Genomic DNA, 15,219 nt, shown 5'->3' on the forward strand with positions numbered 1-15,219 from the left:
CCTATATTTGTTAATCAAACTAGATAAGGCTTTCCATACTCATCTTTCTAGCTATTTTGCATTTGGTAATAGATACCTTGTTTAGTCATTAAATCAACATGCTTTCCTTGTTCAACAATTTTTCCATCCACCATAACTAAAATCAAGTCAGCTGATTGAATGGTTGACAATCGGTGGGCAATGATGAAACTGGTCCGCCCTTCCATCAACTTGCCAAAGGCTTCTTGTACCAAGAGTTCCGTCCGTGTATCAATGGATGAGGTTGCTTCATCTAATATCAGGATTTTAGGGATTTTAACAAAGACACGCGCAATGGACAAGAGCTGACGTTGGCCTTGTGATAAGGATGCACCTCCGTCTGTCAATACCGTATCATACCCATCTGGCAACTGGCGAATAAAGAAGTCTGCATTGGCTGCCTGAGCGGCTTCAATGACCAATTCTCTTGTGGCATTGGGATAGCCATAGGCAATATTGTCATGAATGGTTCCAGATCTTATCCAAGTTTCCTGTAAGACCATGCCGATCTGTCTACGAAGGTCCTCTCGACTATACTGGCTAATCGGAACACCGTCCAAAACAATCTGACCAGCCGTCACATCATAGAAGCGCATAAGTAGGTTAATCATAGTTGATTTCCCAGCTCCTGTTGGTCCAACAATGGCAATTTTTTGACCGGATTTGACATCAATATTCAGGTCTTCAATCAAAGATTGCTCATCTCTATAAGTGAAAGACACATTTTCAAAGGAAATAGCTCCCTTTAACTCCTCTGAATCGATTTTCCGCTCTGCCTGATCGTCAATACTAGCTTGAGCCAAGATAACAAACAGCCTGTCTGCACAAGCTAAAGCGCTTTGCAATTCCGAAAGGACCGAAGAAATATCATTAAAGGGCTTACTGTACTGACTAGCATAATTGAGAAAAGTTGTCAGCGAGCCAACGGTAAAATTGCCAGCCATAATCCTCATGGCCCCCAGACCAGCTAGCAAGGCATAGATGAGTGCATTGACAAAGCGGGTACTTGGATTGACCGTTGATGAGGAAAAAATGGCTTTTTGAGAATAGGTCGCATACTGGTCATTGACTGCTTGAAAATGTGCTGTAAATTGCTCCTGAGCATTGAAAGACTGAATCAAGGTCAACTGACTGATGGATTCCTCAAGCAACTGGGACTGTTGACCACGCGCCTGAGTTTGCTTTCTATAATAACCATAGGACTTCTTGGCGATATAGCGTGCTATAATCAGCGAAAGCGGGGTCAAGGCTACGACGACCAACATCATGGTCATATCTAGCCTAGCCATTGTAAAAATGGTTAGGAATATGGTTAACAGACCAATGAAAAATTGGTTAAAAATCATTAGCAAGCCATTGGTCAACTGCTCACTATCACTAGAAAAACGAGCGACCAAGTCACCAACAGACTGACGGTCTAAATAAGATAAGGGCAGCTGATGCAACTTAATATAAACCTGCTCACGCAAATCTGCAACCATTCCATAGACCAAGCGATTGGTTAGGAGTGGGAGATACCATTGTGCCAGCGTATTAAGCAAGATAACCATGACCATTTTTCCTAGAATACCAAGCAAGACCTGGCCATCTGCTATCAATACTGCATCAACTGCCTGACCTATCAAAATCGGTAGATAGACTGTCAGAAGCACTTGCGCTAAACTTCCCACCAACATTAAGGACATTCGGAGAGGCTGTTTGAAAACCAATTTGACCAGTGCCTTCAAACTAGATTGTTTCATGGCTGCCCTCCTCCCTATGTTGAGATTGGTCGATTTCTTGGTAAATAGCAGAGCTTCTTAGCAAATCTTCATGTCGACCAAGTCCAACTTGGTGACCTTGATCCAAAACCAAAATCTGATCTGCCCTACGCAAACTATTGGTTCTTTGTGACACCATAATCAAGGTCTGTTCAGGAAATTCTTGACGAATTGCTGCCAATAAGCGACTTTCCGTCAAATAATCCAGAGCGGATGTTGCATCGTCCAAAATCAATATTGGAGCCTTCTGTAAAATAGCACGCGCAATGGTCAAGCGTTGTCTTTGTCCGCCAGAAAAATTCTTCCCAAAAGCTTCTACAGGACTATCCAGACCACCTTTTTCCTCAACGAAAGATTTAGCCTGTGCAATTTCCAATGCAGACCAGAAGTCGCTATCCGCCACAGTGTCTAATCCCAATGAGAGATTGGAACGAACAGTTCCAGCAAAGAGTTGCGCCTGTTGAGGGATGATAGTAATTTGTTCTCGCCATTCTTTTAAGTTCTTAGGACTTTTCCCATCAATATAAAGAGAAAGTTGATTGGTCGGCATAGCATAAAGTGCTTGCAGCAAATCCACTAAGGTCGATTTACCAGACCCCGTACCACCGATTATTCCCATAAACTGACCCTTAGACAGTTCAAAGGTTATATCCAATAGAGCCTTCTCTGCAGATTTAGGATAAGCGAAAGAAAGATGGTTGACTGAAAAAATCAGCTCTTTATCCTTACTAAGTCCTTCTGGCAAATCAGCTTCCACATCCTCAGATTCTTGATCAAAAACCTCTTGGATACGCTGGGCTGAAATATAGGTCTGATTAAGGGTAGAAACAACCATAATCATCTTAACCAGTTCAACTAGAATTTGCAAAAGATAGTTGATGAGGGCAACCAACATCCCTTGTTCAAGTAAGTTTTGCGAAACTGCACCATTTCCCTGCCAGATGAGAATGAGCAAGGTGGTATTAACAACAAGAAAAGTCAGGGGAGATAGGAGGCTAGACCAAAAACCAGCCTGCAACTGGTGTTTCTTGTAGGTCTGATTGATGCCCTGGAAAGTCTTGATTTCACGCGCTTTTTGTCCGAATGCACGAATAACCCTCCAACCCATAACCGTTTCTCCTACCTGCCCTACCAGACTATCTACATCCTTGCGGATGGATTGATACATGCGGCTAGTAATAATGGAAATTCCTGTCACTATGATAAGTAAGAGGATAATCATTCCTAGAAAATAGACAGACAAACTAGGACTAATGTAGAAGGCCATCATCAGCGAACCAAATACAACAATCGGCGCCCGTAAAAATAAGCGTAAAAATGTATTGATTCCTGTCTGAATTTGCAAGGTATCACTGGTCAGTCTGGTCAATAGACTTGAAGACGAAAGAATATCCCGACTAGATTTTGGAAGCGAAAGAACCTTCTGGTACAAGTCATTGGTCAAAGCTTTTGTCACTCCAACTGCCGCCTTAGCTGAGAAATACTGGGCAGTAAGTGAAACGAGAATACCGACACAAGCTAGACCAACCAATAATAAAAGCATGGCAACCAGGTCCCCCTGATTGCCATTTGGAATGATTGTATCAACAATGAAAGCGATAATTAAAGGGACTAGGAGCTCAAAACTAGCTTCTAATAGTTTAAAAACCGGACCTAGAATCGCTTCCTTCTGATAGGGTTTAAAATATCTAAAAAATCTTTTCATCCGTTTATTCAGCAGCAATTGCTTGTGCAGCTGTGATGATACCAAGCTTGTAAACATCTTCTGAACTGCATCCACGTGAAAGATCGTTCACAGGCTTATTCAAACCTTGCAAGACCGGACCTACCGCTTCGTAACCACCAAGACGCTCAACTACTTTGTAAGTAATGTTGCCTGCTTCAATAGCTGGGAAGACAAAGACATTGGCTTGACCTGCTACTGGACTTCCAGGTGCTTTCAAACGTGCTGTATCAGGAACCAAGGCAGCATCCATCTGCAGTTCACCGTCAATCAAGAGGTCCGGACGAAGTTCTTGAGCCAAGCGAGTTGCTTCTACAACCTTGTCAACGCGCGGACCTGAACCTGAACCTTTTGTTGAGTATGAAATCATAGCTACTTTTGGATCGATACCAAATGTTTTAGCAGTTTCTGCTGATTGGATTGCAATCTCTGCCAAGGTTTCTGCATCTGGTTCAATGTTGATTGCACAGTCACCAAAGACAAACTTGTGCTGGTCTTTAACCATCAAGAAGACACCTGAAGTACGTTTTACACCTGGTTTTGTCTTAATAATTTGAAGGGCAGGACGTACAGTATCTGCTGTTGAGTGGATAGCACCTGACACCATACCTTCTGCTAATCCCATTTGCACCAACATAACACCAAAGTAGTTGACATCACGCAAAATTTCATCTGCCTGCGCCTCATCAACCTTGCCTTTACGAAGAGTAACAAATTCATGTTTCATGGCATCAAAGTTTCCGTAGTTATTAGGGTCAATAACTGTGATACCAGGGTTTGAGAAACCAAAATCTGTCAACAAAGTATGGACAGCTTCCGGCACACCGAGGATAATTGGCTCTACCAAACCTTCAAATTTCAAACGAGCTGCTGCACGCACGACGCGCTCATCTGTACCTTCTGGGAAAACGATACGTAGTTTTTTACCTACGATTTTTTGCTTCATTTCACCAAATAAATTCCGAATTTCCATCTAAATTCTCCTTAAAATTTTATTTATTAGTTAACATTTTGATAACAGCCTGAAAATCGTCTGGAAGACCTGCTTCCAAGTCAATCCTTTGGGCTGAGAAAGGATTGTCAAAGGCCAAGTTGTGACAATGCAAGGCCTGACGTTGAATACCACACTCTAAACTGCCACCATACATATCATCTCCCAATAAAGGAAAACCAATATGTGAAAAATGAACACGAATCTGGTGGGTTCGACCTGTGTGCAACTGAATATCCACTAGATGAATATTGCCCCAAGACTGAACAAGTCGATAGGAAGTATGGGCATATTTACCCGTCTTGGTCACACAGCGTGTGATGATACTATCTTCTGGACGACCAATTGGAGCAATGATATCTCCCTCAGCTTCCAAAACCCCCTCTCCCTTAACCAGAGCATAATAGCGTTTGTGAATGAGCTTGGCCTGCAACTGCTTGTCCAGTCGAGCATGGGCATAGCCATGCTTAGCAAAGAGCATGACCCCCGAAGTATCCCTATCTAGGCGCGTGACAATATGAACCTGTTTGTTTTCATAAGCCTGATCGACCAGATAGCCCTTGACAAAATTGGCAATGGTAGAAGAATGGAGTGCTGAGGGTATCGAAGCATATCCAACTGGCTTATTGATAGCAAGAAAGTGGGCATCTTCATAGATAATATCCAGCGGAAAAGAAATCGGTTTCAAACTTCCAGTCAAATCCTCCTCAGCTGGTATGTCAATTGTAACCCTATCTCCAATATCAAGCAAGTAAGTTGCATTACGTTCTATATCATTAACCCAAATATTGCCACCTGTGTACTTGATTTTTGCCAACAAACCCTTGGAAACACCGTGTTTCTTCAGAAAGGTTTTAATCTTGGTATGCTGGTCAGCTATAAATTCAAACCGCATTACTCCACCTCTCCAATGAAGGCATCTTTGACCCGATTCCAGAAACTGGTGTGGCTAGGGGTAGCAAGAAAATGAATTTTATGCTGGTCAATCTGGTACTCTATCTTTTCGATATTATCATAAACATAGGTCTTATTATCAACGGCAATAGAATAGCGGTCACTATGTTTGGGCTCAATGACTATCTTGTCTTTTTTGGGAACCACAATAGAAGAACCCAAGGTCCGATAAACGCGGTTATTTAGACTGGCTACTTCTGCAATCTGCAAGGCCTCAATGGTCGGATGCAAGACAGCTCCACCTAAGGATTTATTGTAGGCCGTCGAACCAGTTGGAGTAGATACTGAGATGCCATCTCCCCTAAAGCGTTCAAACGGTACATTGTTGATAATGACGTCTGCCACCATGGTTTTGGATAAACGCTTGATAGTCGCCTCATTCAGAGCACGCGCCTCCACTACACGACCATCTGCCAACTTGACTTTAACATTTAAAATCGGATAGGATACCTTGGCACCTGTATCAAGCTTGAGGTTCTCGATCAGTTTGTCCACCTCAAAGTCACGGTAATCCGTATAAAATCCTAGATGGCCTGTATGAATACCGACAAAACGCACACGGTCAATCAACTTTTCATACTTATGAAAGGCCGACAGGAGCATACCATCACCACCGATTGAAATCACAATATCAGGATTTTTAGGTGTCAGTATGAAATTTGCTTCTTTCAATTTTGTCCAAAGTTCTTTGGAAACTGCCTCACTCTTTGGATTTCGGCTAGCGAGCAGAGCGATTTTTTTTCTACCTGTATTCTTCATCTGTGTCATCACTATTTCCGACACCGTCATTCAGCTTCCTATGTGCAGGATCGAATAAGGCCTGGGCCTCCTGAATGTCGTTACGGATTTTTCGCATCTCCTCATCTAATTCATAGGCAATCTTTGCTGTCACTTCCAAGCGTTTCTTGATTTCTTCAGGAAAATTTCCTTTGTACTTGTAATTTAGGGAATGCTCAATGGTCGCCCAGAAGTTCATAGAAAGAGTACGGATTTGGATTTCTGCAAGAACCGTTTCATTGCCATTTATGGTGTCCACGGGGTATGAAATAACTACATGATAGGACCGGTAGCCAGAAGCCTTTCGGTAGTTAATATAATCCCTTTCGTGGACAATTTGCATATCCTTGCGCTTGCGTAAAATCGCCAAGACTTCCTCAATATCATCCACAAATTGAACCATAATTCGAAGCCCAGCAATATCCTGCATATCTTGAGCAAGATTTTCTAACTTAATCTGTCGTAGGGCCATCTTTTCCTTAATGGATTCAATAGGCTTTACCCGACCAGTCACGAACTCTATAGGAGAGTGCCGATTGGCTTTCCGGTACTGCTTGCGAATACCACGCAGTTTGATCTTCAACTCACCTACTGTCTGGATATAGGGGTCTAAAAATTCTTCCCAGTTAAAGTCCATACTGCCCCTTTCTTGTCAAAATTTTTAAATTGTATTAGAATAACACAAAGACTATTCTATTATAACACATTGAAAGGGTTTACTGCATGAAAAACCACCTTGAAATTGAGTATAAAACCTTATTAACCAAATCCGAGTACCTACGCCTTCTCTCTGATTTTTCAGACGTAAGCCCTGTTCTTCAAACCAACCACTATATTGACACTCCTGATTTAGATATGAAGAACCACCGTTTTTCACTCCGTATACGGACTTTTAAAGAAATAGCAGAGCTGACCCTAAAAATTCCCCAGGAAATTGGCAATCAAGAGTACAATCAAGTTCTAGACATCCAGACTGCTCATCAGTTAATCGAAAACTTCCAACTGCCCGCAGGACACATTGCCGACATCATCTCAGCCACAGATGTTCCGATTGACAAACTGGCTGTCTGGGGGAGCCTGACTACCAAACGACACGAGAAAGAAACTTCCATTGGTCTTATGGCCCTAGATGAAAATGAATATGCCGGGCAAGTGGATTACGAACTGGAAGTTGAAGTAACTGATGCCCACCAAGGAAAAATTCTCTTTGAAGACTTTCTCAAGAAGAACTCCATCCAATTTAAATATGCCCGTAGTAAGGTTGCACGAACTGCTAGCCATCGAAAATCAGTCCAATAAGGCTGATTTTTTTACTTGAATACTGAAAAAATTTCTTTTTTTTGATAGAATAGAACCATCTATTGTAAAATTTTCTTTTATGTTTCTCATAAAAGCTTAGTGTGTAAAAGGAGTTACTTGAAAATGGGTCAACCACTCGGTGAAAATAACATTAAAATCTTCTCACTCAATAGCAATCGTGCCATCGCTGAAAAAATTGCCGCATCAGCTGGTCTTCCACTAGGAAAATTATCCTCACGCCAATTCTCAGACGGTGAAATCCAAATCAACATTGAAGAATCTGTCCGCGGTGTAGATGTTTATATCATCCAATCTACTAGCTACCCAGTCAACAACCACTTGTGGGAATTGCTGATTATGATTGATGCCTGCAAACGTGCAAGTGCAAACACTATTACTGCTGTTATGCCTTATTTTGGCTATGCTCGTCAGGACCGTACCGCATCTCCACGCGAACCAATCACTGCTAAACTTGTTGCCAATATGTTGGTCAAAGCAGGTGTTGACCGTGTCCTAACACTCGATTTACACGCTTCTCAAATTCAAGGTTTCTTTGATATTCCAGTTGATAATCTTCTTACAGAACCTCTTTTCGCGTCTTATTACATGGAAAAAGGACTCTGTGGTGAAGACGTTGTCATCGTTAGTCCAAAAAATTCTGGTATCAAACGTGCGCGTAATATCGCGGAATTCTTGAATGCTCCTATTGCTATTATCGACTACGCTCAAGATGATTCTGAGCGTTCAGAAGGTTACATCATCGGGGATGTTGCTGGTAAAAAAGCTATCTTGGTTGATGATATCCTAAATACTGGTCGGACCTTCTCACAAGCCTCAAAAATCGTTCAAGAGGGCGGAGCTACTGAAATTTACGCTGTTGCCAGCCATGGTCTGTTCGCGGGTAGTGCGGCGGAACTTCTGGACGCTTCTCCAATCAAAGAAATCCTTGTAACCGATTCAGTCGCAAGTAAGGAACAAGAGCCTAAAAATATCGCCTTCATCACTGCTAGTGACTTGATTGCTGATGCCATCCATCGTATTCAAGAACACCAACCACTTAGCCCACTCTTTAAGTTTACAAATCCTGAAAAAAATAACTAGGAGTACCTTATTTGATTTATTTAGATAATGCAGCCACCACTGCCCTATCTCCCACTGCTCTCCAACGGATGTTGGAAGTAGCGCAAGAAACCTATGGCAACCCTTCCAGTATTCACCAGGCTGGTCGCAAAGCCAACCAAATTTTACGCCAAGCCAGACAGGATATCGCCCAAGTTCTCGATGTCCCAGCAGATCATATCATTTTTACAGCTGGAGGGTCTGAGGCTGATAATTTGGCTATTCAGGGCTATGCCCTTGCCAATCAAGCCAAAGGCAAGCACCTGATTACTACTGCTATCGAGCACCATGCAGTTCTTCATACCATGCAGTATCTTGAGGAGCGTTTTGGATTTGAAGTAACCTATATTCAGCCGATCAATCATGTCATCACTGCCCAGCAAATCCAAGAAGCCCTACGCCCAGATACCATCTTGGTTAGCACCATGTTTGCCAACAATGAAACTGGTCAACTGCTTCCCATTAAAGAAATTGGTCAACTATTGGCCGACCATCAGGCAGTCTTCCATGTAGATGCTGTGCAGGCAATCGGAAAAATGGATGTGAAGCCCGCTGACTATGGGATTGATTTTCTAGCTGCTTCTGCCCATAAATTCCACGGACCAAAGGGAGTTGGTTTTCTATATAGTCGCTTGCAAGGATTTGACGCACTTATTCATGGAGGTAAGCAAGAGCGACAACACCGAGCAGGCACAGAGAACCTACCAGGAATAGCTGCCATGGCACTTGCCCTCAAGGAACAAATCCAGTTACTTGAGCTACATACAGCCCATATCGAAAGTTTGAAAGAACATCTCATTTCCGGACTAGATGGGGCTACATTTTATATCAATCAAGCTGGTTCCCATCTCCCTCATGTCATCAACATAGGTTTCCCAGACAAGCTCAATGAGCAAGTTCTGATGAGATTAGACCTGGCTGGAATTGCAGTTTCAAGTGGGTCAGCTTGTACTGCTGGCGTTGTTCAGAACAGTCATGTACTTGAAGCCATGTACGGAACAAATTCCCATCGGCTAAAAGAATCCATCCGTATCAGCCTATCTGAAACAAATACTCTAGAAGAGATTGATATTCTTCTTACAGAATTACAAAAAATCATTGGAGGATAAAATGGCCTTTCAACAATCAGTTAACCTAAAAGATTGCGCATTTACCTATCACATTAGCTCTAACATCAAAAAATACACCCTGAGAGATACCACTTTTGAACAAACAAAAGCAGGGCACTACCAACTCACGCGCCTCTTGGAAGAAGTTCCTAACTCAAATCAGGGTTTTCTTTTAAAGATTATTGTCAATAAAGAGTTGAACGGTTTTAAAATCAACATCACAGACAAATCTGGCTTGCACTTGGTCAATATCTTTAAAGAAAATGGAAACAAGGTCATCCAGGAAAAATTCTACTTCTTGATGGATAGCTTAGTCGACCGTGACCTATTTACCAAGGAAGGTTAAGCATGATTATTGTTCACTATCAAGATGCTTACAAAATAGATAGAAAACAGGAGTTTGACAATCTGGATGCAGCCAAACTGGCCTTCTCAGGTTGCCTCACTCTTCCTGATTACTATCCTGTAACCAAACTAACACGAGATGGTCACCAGTTAGATTATAAAGGAACCATTGGTGACCTCTACCGCTACTTTCAAACACTAGACTAGGCAAGATTTCATGCTTAGTCTTTTTCAATCCAATCTGTTGATTTTTTCACAATCTTGGACTAGAATAGAAGAAAGAATTGAAAATGAATGAAAAATTGGTAGGCCTATACTCAAGTAAAATAAGCATTAGACCAGTCAGCTAGTATAGTATTGTCGCCAACCATATTTAAGGAGGTCATTGTGAAAAACGAAAAAAAAGCAGATATCCCGCGCGCAACTGCCAAGCGCCTTTCGCTCTACTATCGTATCTTTAAACGCTTTTATGCTGGAAATATTGAAAAAGCTAGCTCTAAGGAAATCGCTGAAGCAATCGGTATCGACTCCGCAACCGTGCGCCGTGACTTCTCCTACTTCGGTGAACTAGGTCGTCGTGGCTTTGGCTACAATGTAAAAGAATTGATGGATTTCTTTGCGGAAATTCTCAATGACAATTCGATTACAAATGTTATGCTTGTCGGTGTCGGAAATATGGGCCGTGCCCTACTCCACTACCGCTTCCATGAGCGCAATAAAATGAAAATTGTCATGGCCTTTGAAGCGGATGACAATCCAGCGGTTGGAACCGTTGATGAAAATATTCCCATCCATGCTATTTCTGAAATCAAGGAACGTATTTTGGAAGCAGGTGCCCAAACAGCTATTCTGACTGTCCCAAGTATCAAGGCTCAAGAGGTAACCGATATATTAGTAGAAGCTGGTGTCAAAGGCATTCTCAGTTTCTCTCCGGTCAATTTATCGGTTCCCAAAGATGTAGTCGTTCAGTATGTTGACCTGACCAGCGAGTTGCAAACCCTTCTCTATTTCATGCGCAAGGGTGAATAATGAACAGAGGAACCGAATTCCCGGCTCCTCTCTTTTTATCCTCTAAAATAGCTCACTTTCTTCCCTAAAAGAATAATAATCCTTATTGCCTACAATCAAATGATCCAACAAGACCAGTCCTAGTGTTTCGCAGGACTTTTTTAAATTCTCGGTAAACAATAAATCGTTCCTACTTGGCTCAACGGATCCCGATGGATGATTATGAACAATGATAATGGATGTTGCCATGCATTTTACCGCATAATGTAGGATTTCTCTTGGCTCAGCAATACTCCGGTTGACACTTCCTATAAAAATAGTCTTTTGACTGATAATCTGGTTTTGTGTATTTAGATAAAGAGCAACCAAGTGTTCTTGCTTTTTATCTCCAAGTTCTTGGATCATCTTCCTTCCCAATTTCTCACTGCCTAAAATACGTTCATTCAAGAGTAATTCTGACTGGTTAATCCGTTTTCCTAGCTCAATCATGGCCTTGATTTCAATTGCTTTAACACGACCGATGCCCGTCAAGCTCTGCAATTCTTCAATAGACAGCTCCCTTAGGGCAGCCAAACTTTCCAAGCGATTGAGTAGATTATTGGACAAGATAGAAACAGGCTCATTTTTGGTTCCAGTTCGGATGAAAATAGCCAATAATTCCTGATTGCTCAATCTTTCTGCCCCAACTTCTAACAATCTTTCACGTGGCAAAAGTGCCTCTTCCTTAAAATCAATTTGGTACATAAAATCCTCCTCACTTATTTTATTCGTAAACAAGCAAGAAAATGAAAAAAGACTGAGAAAATTCTCAGTCCTAAACCTTACTGACCATAATCATATTGATTATATGATTTATTAAATGAATCAAGTATATCTTGTGAGGTTTCAGTATAAGGCGTTGTTGATTCTAGCACACCTTTTACGATAATCCGTGCAGTCGCATCATAGTCTGTACAAGTTACCAATGTTACTTCTGTACGTCCTTCTACATCATCAATGACATAGACACTCTCAGGTGTAACTGTCTGCACACTGTCAATCACATAAGTATAGACATTGGTCTTGTCAGTGATATAGATTTTCATACCATTCTGGGCCCTATCCAATGGAGAGAAGAGAACATCCGCCGCACCGGCTACACCAAAAATGTGGTGACTAGCCAAAGCATAATTCCCTTTCCCCATTTCCTGGGTTTCCTTCATGGTTCCAGCACCGTACATTAGAGATGTGTTCCCCACACCTTTGAAAATAGGTAAATTGATTCCAAGTTCTGGGATTGAAATACCACCAATTACTGGTAAACGTTGGGCTTCCCACTGGGCAGCCAATATAGCTTCGGTCGAAATGGCCTGCACCTGTTCAAAATCAAAAGTTGTTTCTGCCTCTTTGTTCTTTTCGATGTCTTCAGCAGTCACTTTTGAAATCTGATATTTATTGGTATTCCATCCAATTATAAAATTACGGATAGAGGTGTTAAAGATGAGAGCTAGAGAAATCAAGACCAGCAGCAAAGCTAGAAGATTACGCCAAATCCCACTTTTTCCTTTTTTACTTTTAGCACGTTTTGACATAGAATTCTACTCCTGCTCTTCTTCATTCTTGACATCTGCAGCATCAACGAGTGCAAATGTCATAATTTTTGCCTCATCGTTTAGACGCATGACCTTGACACCCATGGTTGAACGACCAGTTTGGGAAATATTGGCAACACTTGTACGAATAATCACACCTGTATCGGTAATGACCATAATGTCCTCATCACCAGATACCGTTGTCAAACCAGCCAGAGATCCATTTTTCTCAGCAACTTTGAGGGTCTTAATCCCCTTACCACCACGGCCTTTGGTAGGATATTCGCTGGCTGGTGTTCGCTTACCAAAACCTTTTTCTGTCAAGACAAGGACTTCTTGATCATCTGAAATCATGGTCGCACCAACCAACTGATCTCCCTCACGTAAATTGATACCACGAACACCCGTTGCAGTACGCCCCATATTTCGAACATCTGTTTCTGTAAAGCGAACAGAGTAACCAAATTTGGTTCCCATGATAATATCCGCCTGACCATTTGTCAAGAAGACGTTAATTAATTCATCATCTTCTTTCAAGTTCAAGGCCTTAAGACCACTTTGACGGATATTGGCAAATTCTGAAACACTGGTCCGTTTGACAACACCTTGACGGGTTGCGAAGAAGAGATAACTATCTGCTTCCTGGTCCTTGGTCACGTTGATGATAGTCTGGATTGCTTCATTTTCTTCCAACTTGAGCAAGTTGACAACTGGCAATCCTTTAGCCGTACGACCATACTCAGGGATTTCATACCCCTTCAAACGATAAACACGACCTTTATTGGTAAAGAACAAGAGGCGGTCATGTGTGCTAGTCGAAACCAACTCACGCACAAAATCATCATCCTTAACCCCAGTACCTTGGACTCCACGTCCTCCACGCTTCTGAGCTTGGAATTCATCCTGAGCCAAACGTTTTATGTATCCTTGATTTGACAAGGTAATCAAGACATCTGTTTCCTCAATCAAGTCCTCATCTTCAAGAGAAAGAACTTCTCCGACCATCAATTCTGTACGACGTGGGTCAGCGTACTTGCGCTTAACCTCATCCAATTCTTCCTTGATAATCGTGACAACACGCTCAGGTTTAGCCAAAATATCAGCCAAATCAGCAATCAAGGCAATCAGCTCATCATATTCAGACTGAATCTTGTCACGTTCCAAGCCTGTCAAACGACGCAAACGCATATCAAGAATAGCCTGACTCTGACGTTCAGAAAGCTCAAATTTCTCCATCAACTCAGCCTGGGCAATAGCGTCGGTTTCTGAATTACGGATAATGCGAATGACCTCATCAATGTGGTCAAGGGCAATCAGCAAGCCTGCCAAGATATGAGCACGCGCTTCTGCTTTTTCCTTATCGAATTGCGTGCGACGAGTGACTACTTCCTTCTGGTGTTCAATATAAGATTCTAAAATTTGGCGGACAGAAAGAATTTTCGGCACCCCGTTTTGGATGGCCAACATATTAAAACTAAAGTTGGTCTGCAACTGGGTTTGCTTGAAGAGATTGTTCAAAATAACATTGGCAGAAGCATCGCGGCGAACTTCGATGACAAAACGCACACCCTCGCGGTTGGATTCATCACGAACAGCTGTAATCCCATCGATACGCTTCTCTTGCACCAATTTGACAATGTGCTCTTGAACCTTAGACTTGTTAACCATGTATGGAAACTCAGTAACGACAATACGCTCACGGCCGTTTCCATACTCTTCAATCTCCGTACGAGAACGAAGGGTAATAGAGCCATTACCTGTCTCATAGGCACGGTGGATACCTGATTTCCCCATGACCAAGGCACCAGTTGGAAAGTCTGGCCCAGGAAGGACTTCCATGATTTCCCGAGTTGTTACCTCTGGATTGTCCATGACCAGCTTCACAGCTTCGATGGTTTCGCCCAAGTTATGTGGCGGAATGTTGGTCGCCATACCAACGGCAATACCAGTCGTACCATTAACCAAAAGATTAGGGAAGCGAGCCGGTAGAACTTCTGGCTCACGCTCACTAGCATCATAGTTGTCCGCATAGTTTACCGTGTTCTTGTTAATATCACGGAGCATTTCCAGAGCAATCTTGCTCATACGGGCCTCTGTATAACGCTGGGCAGCAGCTCCATCACCATCCATAGAACCGAAGTTTCCGTGGCCATCAACTAGCATATGGCGATAGCTCCACCACTGCGCCATACGAACCATGGCGTCATAAATGGCCTTATCCCCGTGCGGATGGTATTTACCCATAACATCCCCTGTGATACGGGCAGATTTCTTATGGGGTTTATCTGGTGTAATCCCTAACTCATTCATTCCGTACAAAATACGGCGATGAACAGGCTTGAGACCATCACGCACATCTGGCAAAGCACGTGAAACGATAACACTCATCGCATAGTCGATGAAGGAAGATTTCATCTCATTGGTCAGGTTTACCGTTACTAAGTTTTTATCTTGCATCTTATGCCTCTTTCAACAGTCATTGTGCCTCTATTATACCATATTTTACGACAAAACTCTTTATTGAAAACTATCATGTAAACATTTT

General features: G+C 42.3%; 15 protein-coding genes. 6 read left to right on the forward strand and 9 right to left on the reverse strand.

The window, feature by feature from the left end:
* Positions 1-47 precede the first annotated feature (47 nt).
* From C1G53_RS05145 to C1G53_RS05170, 6 genes are read right to left on the reverse strand one after another with little or no spacing between them, the layout of a single operon-like run.
* Complete coding sequence (locus C1G53_RS05145) at positions 48-1,760, reverse strand: ABC transporter ATP-binding protein (protein ID WP_105117917.1); 1,713 nt, start codon at positions 1,758-1,760, stop codon at positions 48-50.
* Positions 1,747-3,483, reverse strand: coding sequence for an ABC transporter ATP-binding protein (locus C1G53_RS05150; RefSeq protein ID WP_105117918.1), 1,737 nt, complete (start codon positions 3,481-3,483; stop codon positions 1,747-1,749). The genes C1G53_RS05145 and C1G53_RS05150 overlap by 14 nt, the downstream gene beginning before the upstream one ends.
* 4 nt (positions 3,484-3,487) lie before the next feature.
* Positions 3,488-4,474: a phosphate acetyltransferase gene (gene pta, locus C1G53_RS05155; RefSeq protein WP_105117919.1), complete on the reverse strand. Its 987-nt coding sequence runs from the start codon at positions 4,472-4,474 to the stop codon at positions 3,488-3,490.
* Between the two features lie 19 nt (positions 4,475-4,493).
* Entirely contained in the window at positions 4,494-5,387 is an 894-nt protein-coding gene (locus C1G53_RS05160; protein WP_105117920.1) for an RluA family pseudouridine synthase, read from the reverse strand.
* Complete coding sequence (locus C1G53_RS05165) at positions 5,387-6,205, reverse strand: NAD kinase (protein ID WP_105117921.1); 819 nt, start codon at positions 6,203-6,205, stop codon at positions 5,387-5,389. Before C1G53_RS05165 ends, C1G53_RS05160 begins: the two co-directional genes overlap by 1 nt.
* Complete coding sequence (locus C1G53_RS05170; protein ID WP_105114800.1) at positions 6,189-6,860, reverse strand: GTP pyrophosphokinase; 672 nt, start codon at positions 6,858-6,860, stop codon at positions 6,189-6,191. The genes C1G53_RS05165 and C1G53_RS05170 overlap by 17 nt, the downstream gene beginning before the upstream one ends.
* A gap of 86 nt (positions 6,861-6,946) precedes the next feature.
* Here C1G53_RS05170 and C1G53_RS05175 point away from each other — a divergent pair, with 86 nt between their 5' ends.
* The 6 genes from C1G53_RS05175 (at position 6,947) to C1G53_RS05200 (ending at position 11,124) form a co-directional block, all read left to right on the forward strand.
* A complete protein-coding gene (locus C1G53_RS05175) occupies positions 6,947-7,522 on the forward strand; it encodes a CYTH domain-containing protein (protein ID WP_105117922.1) in 576 nt (191 codons plus the stop codon).
* A 123-nt stretch (positions 7,523-7,645) separates the two neighbouring features.
* Positions 7,646-8,623 (forward strand): ribose-phosphate diphosphokinase, encoded by a 978-nt coding sequence (locus C1G53_RS05180; RefSeq protein WP_105117923.1) that lies wholly within the window; start codon positions 7,646-7,648, stop codon positions 8,621-8,623.
* An 11-nt stretch (positions 8,624-8,634) separates the two neighbouring features.
* Positions 8,635-9,750 carry a cysteine desulfurase family protein gene (locus C1G53_RS05185; protein ID WP_105117924.1) on the forward strand — a complete coding sequence of 372 codons (1,116 nt, stop codon included), beginning with the start codon at positions 8,635-8,637 and terminating at the stop codon, positions 9,748-9,750.
* A gap of 1 nt (position 9,751) precedes the next feature.
* Positions 9,752-10,096 (forward strand): DUF1831 domain-containing protein, encoded by a 345-nt coding sequence (locus tag C1G53_RS05190; RefSeq protein WP_105117925.1) that lies wholly within the window; start codon positions 9,752-9,754, stop codon positions 10,094-10,096.
* A 2-nt stretch (positions 10,097-10,098) separates the two neighbouring features.
* On the forward strand, positions 10,099-10,302 hold the full coding sequence (locus C1G53_RS05195) for a DUF4649 family protein (RefSeq protein WP_105117926.1): 204 nt from the start codon (positions 10,099-10,101) through the stop codon (positions 10,300-10,302).
* 180 nt (positions 10,303-10,482) lie between these two features.
* Entirely contained in the window at positions 10,483-11,124 is a 642-nt protein-coding gene (locus C1G53_RS05200) for a redox-sensing transcriptional repressor Rex (protein ID WP_105117927.1), read from the forward strand.
* A 42-nt stretch (positions 11,125-11,166) separates the two neighbouring features.
* Here the strand turns inward: C1G53_RS05200 and radC are convergent, their stop codons facing one another.
* From radC to gyrA, 3 genes are all read right to left on the reverse strand, one after another.
* A complete protein-coding gene (radC, locus tag C1G53_RS05205) occupies positions 11,167-11,847 on the reverse strand; it encodes a RadC family protein (protein ID WP_105117928.1) in 681 nt (226 codons plus the stop codon).
* Between the two features lie 77 nt (positions 11,848-11,924).
* Positions 11,925-12,674, reverse strand: a complete 750-nt coding sequence (locus tag C1G53_RS05210) for a class A sortase (protein WP_105117929.1) — start codon at positions 12,672-12,674, stop codon at positions 11,925-11,927.
* A gap of 6 nt (positions 12,675-12,680) precedes the next feature.
* Positions 12,681-15,131 carry a DNA gyrase subunit A gene (gene gyrA, locus C1G53_RS05215; protein WP_105117930.1) on the reverse strand — a complete coding sequence of 817 codons (2,451 nt, stop codon included), beginning with the start codon at positions 15,129-15,131 and terminating at the stop codon, positions 12,681-12,683.
* Positions 15,132-15,219 lie beyond the last annotated feature (88 nt).

This window comes from Streptococcus suis (assembly GCF_002960445.1).
In the GTDB taxonomy this organism is placed as follows: Bacteria; Bacillota; Bacilli; order Lactobacillales; family Streptococcaceae; genus Streptococcus; species Streptococcus hyiners.

Bases quoted from the DNA above. Each gene is read 5' to 3' on its own strand.
- C1G53_RS05145 (WP_105117917.1), bottom strand. From the start codon at position 1,760: ATGAAACAATCTAGTTTGAAGGCACTGGTCAAATTGGTTTTCAAACAG.
- C1G53_RS05150 (WP_105117918.1), bottom strand. From the start codon at position 3,483: ATGAAAAGATTTTTTAGATATTTTAAACCCTATCAGAAGGAAGCGATT.
- pta (WP_105117919.1), bottom strand. From the start codon at position 4,474: ATGGAAATTCGGAATTTATTTGGTGAAATGAAGCAAAAAATCGTAGGT.
- C1G53_RS05160 (WP_105117920.1), bottom strand. From the start codon at position 5,387: ATGCGGTTTGAATTTATAGCTGACCAGCATACCAAGATTAAAACCTTT.
- C1G53_RS05165 (WP_105117921.1), bottom strand. From the start codon at position 6,205: ATGAAGAATACAGGTAGAAAAAAAATCGCTCTGCTCGCTAGCCGAAAT.
- C1G53_RS05170 (WP_105114800.1), bottom strand. From the start codon at position 6,860: ATGGACTTTAACTGGGAAGAATTTTTAGACCCCTATATCCAGACAGTA.
- C1G53_RS05175 (WP_105117922.1), top strand. From the start codon at position 6,947: ATGAAAAACCACCTTGAAATTGAGTATAAAACCTTATTAACCAAATCC.
- C1G53_RS05180 (WP_105117923.1), top strand. From the start codon at position 7,646: ATGGGTCAACCACTCGGTGAAAATAACATTAAAATCTTCTCACTCAAT.
- C1G53_RS05190 (WP_105117925.1), top strand. From the start codon at position 9,752: ATGGCCTTTCAACAATCAGTTAACCTAAAAGATTGCGCATTTACCTAT.
- C1G53_RS05195 (WP_105117926.1), top strand. From the start codon at position 10,099: ATGATTATTGTTCACTATCAAGATGCTTACAAAATAGATAGAAAACAG.
- radC (WP_105117928.1), bottom strand. From the start codon at position 11,847: ATGTACCAAATTGATTTTAAGGAAGAGGCACTTTTGCCACGTGAAAGA.
- C1G53_RS05210 (WP_105117929.1), bottom strand. From the start codon at position 12,674: ATGTCAAAACGTGCTAAAAGTAAAAAAGGAAAAAGTGGGATTTGGCGT.
- gyrA (WP_105117930.1), bottom strand. From the start codon at position 15,131: ATGCAAGATAAAAACTTAGTAACGGTAAACCTGACCAATGAGATGAAA.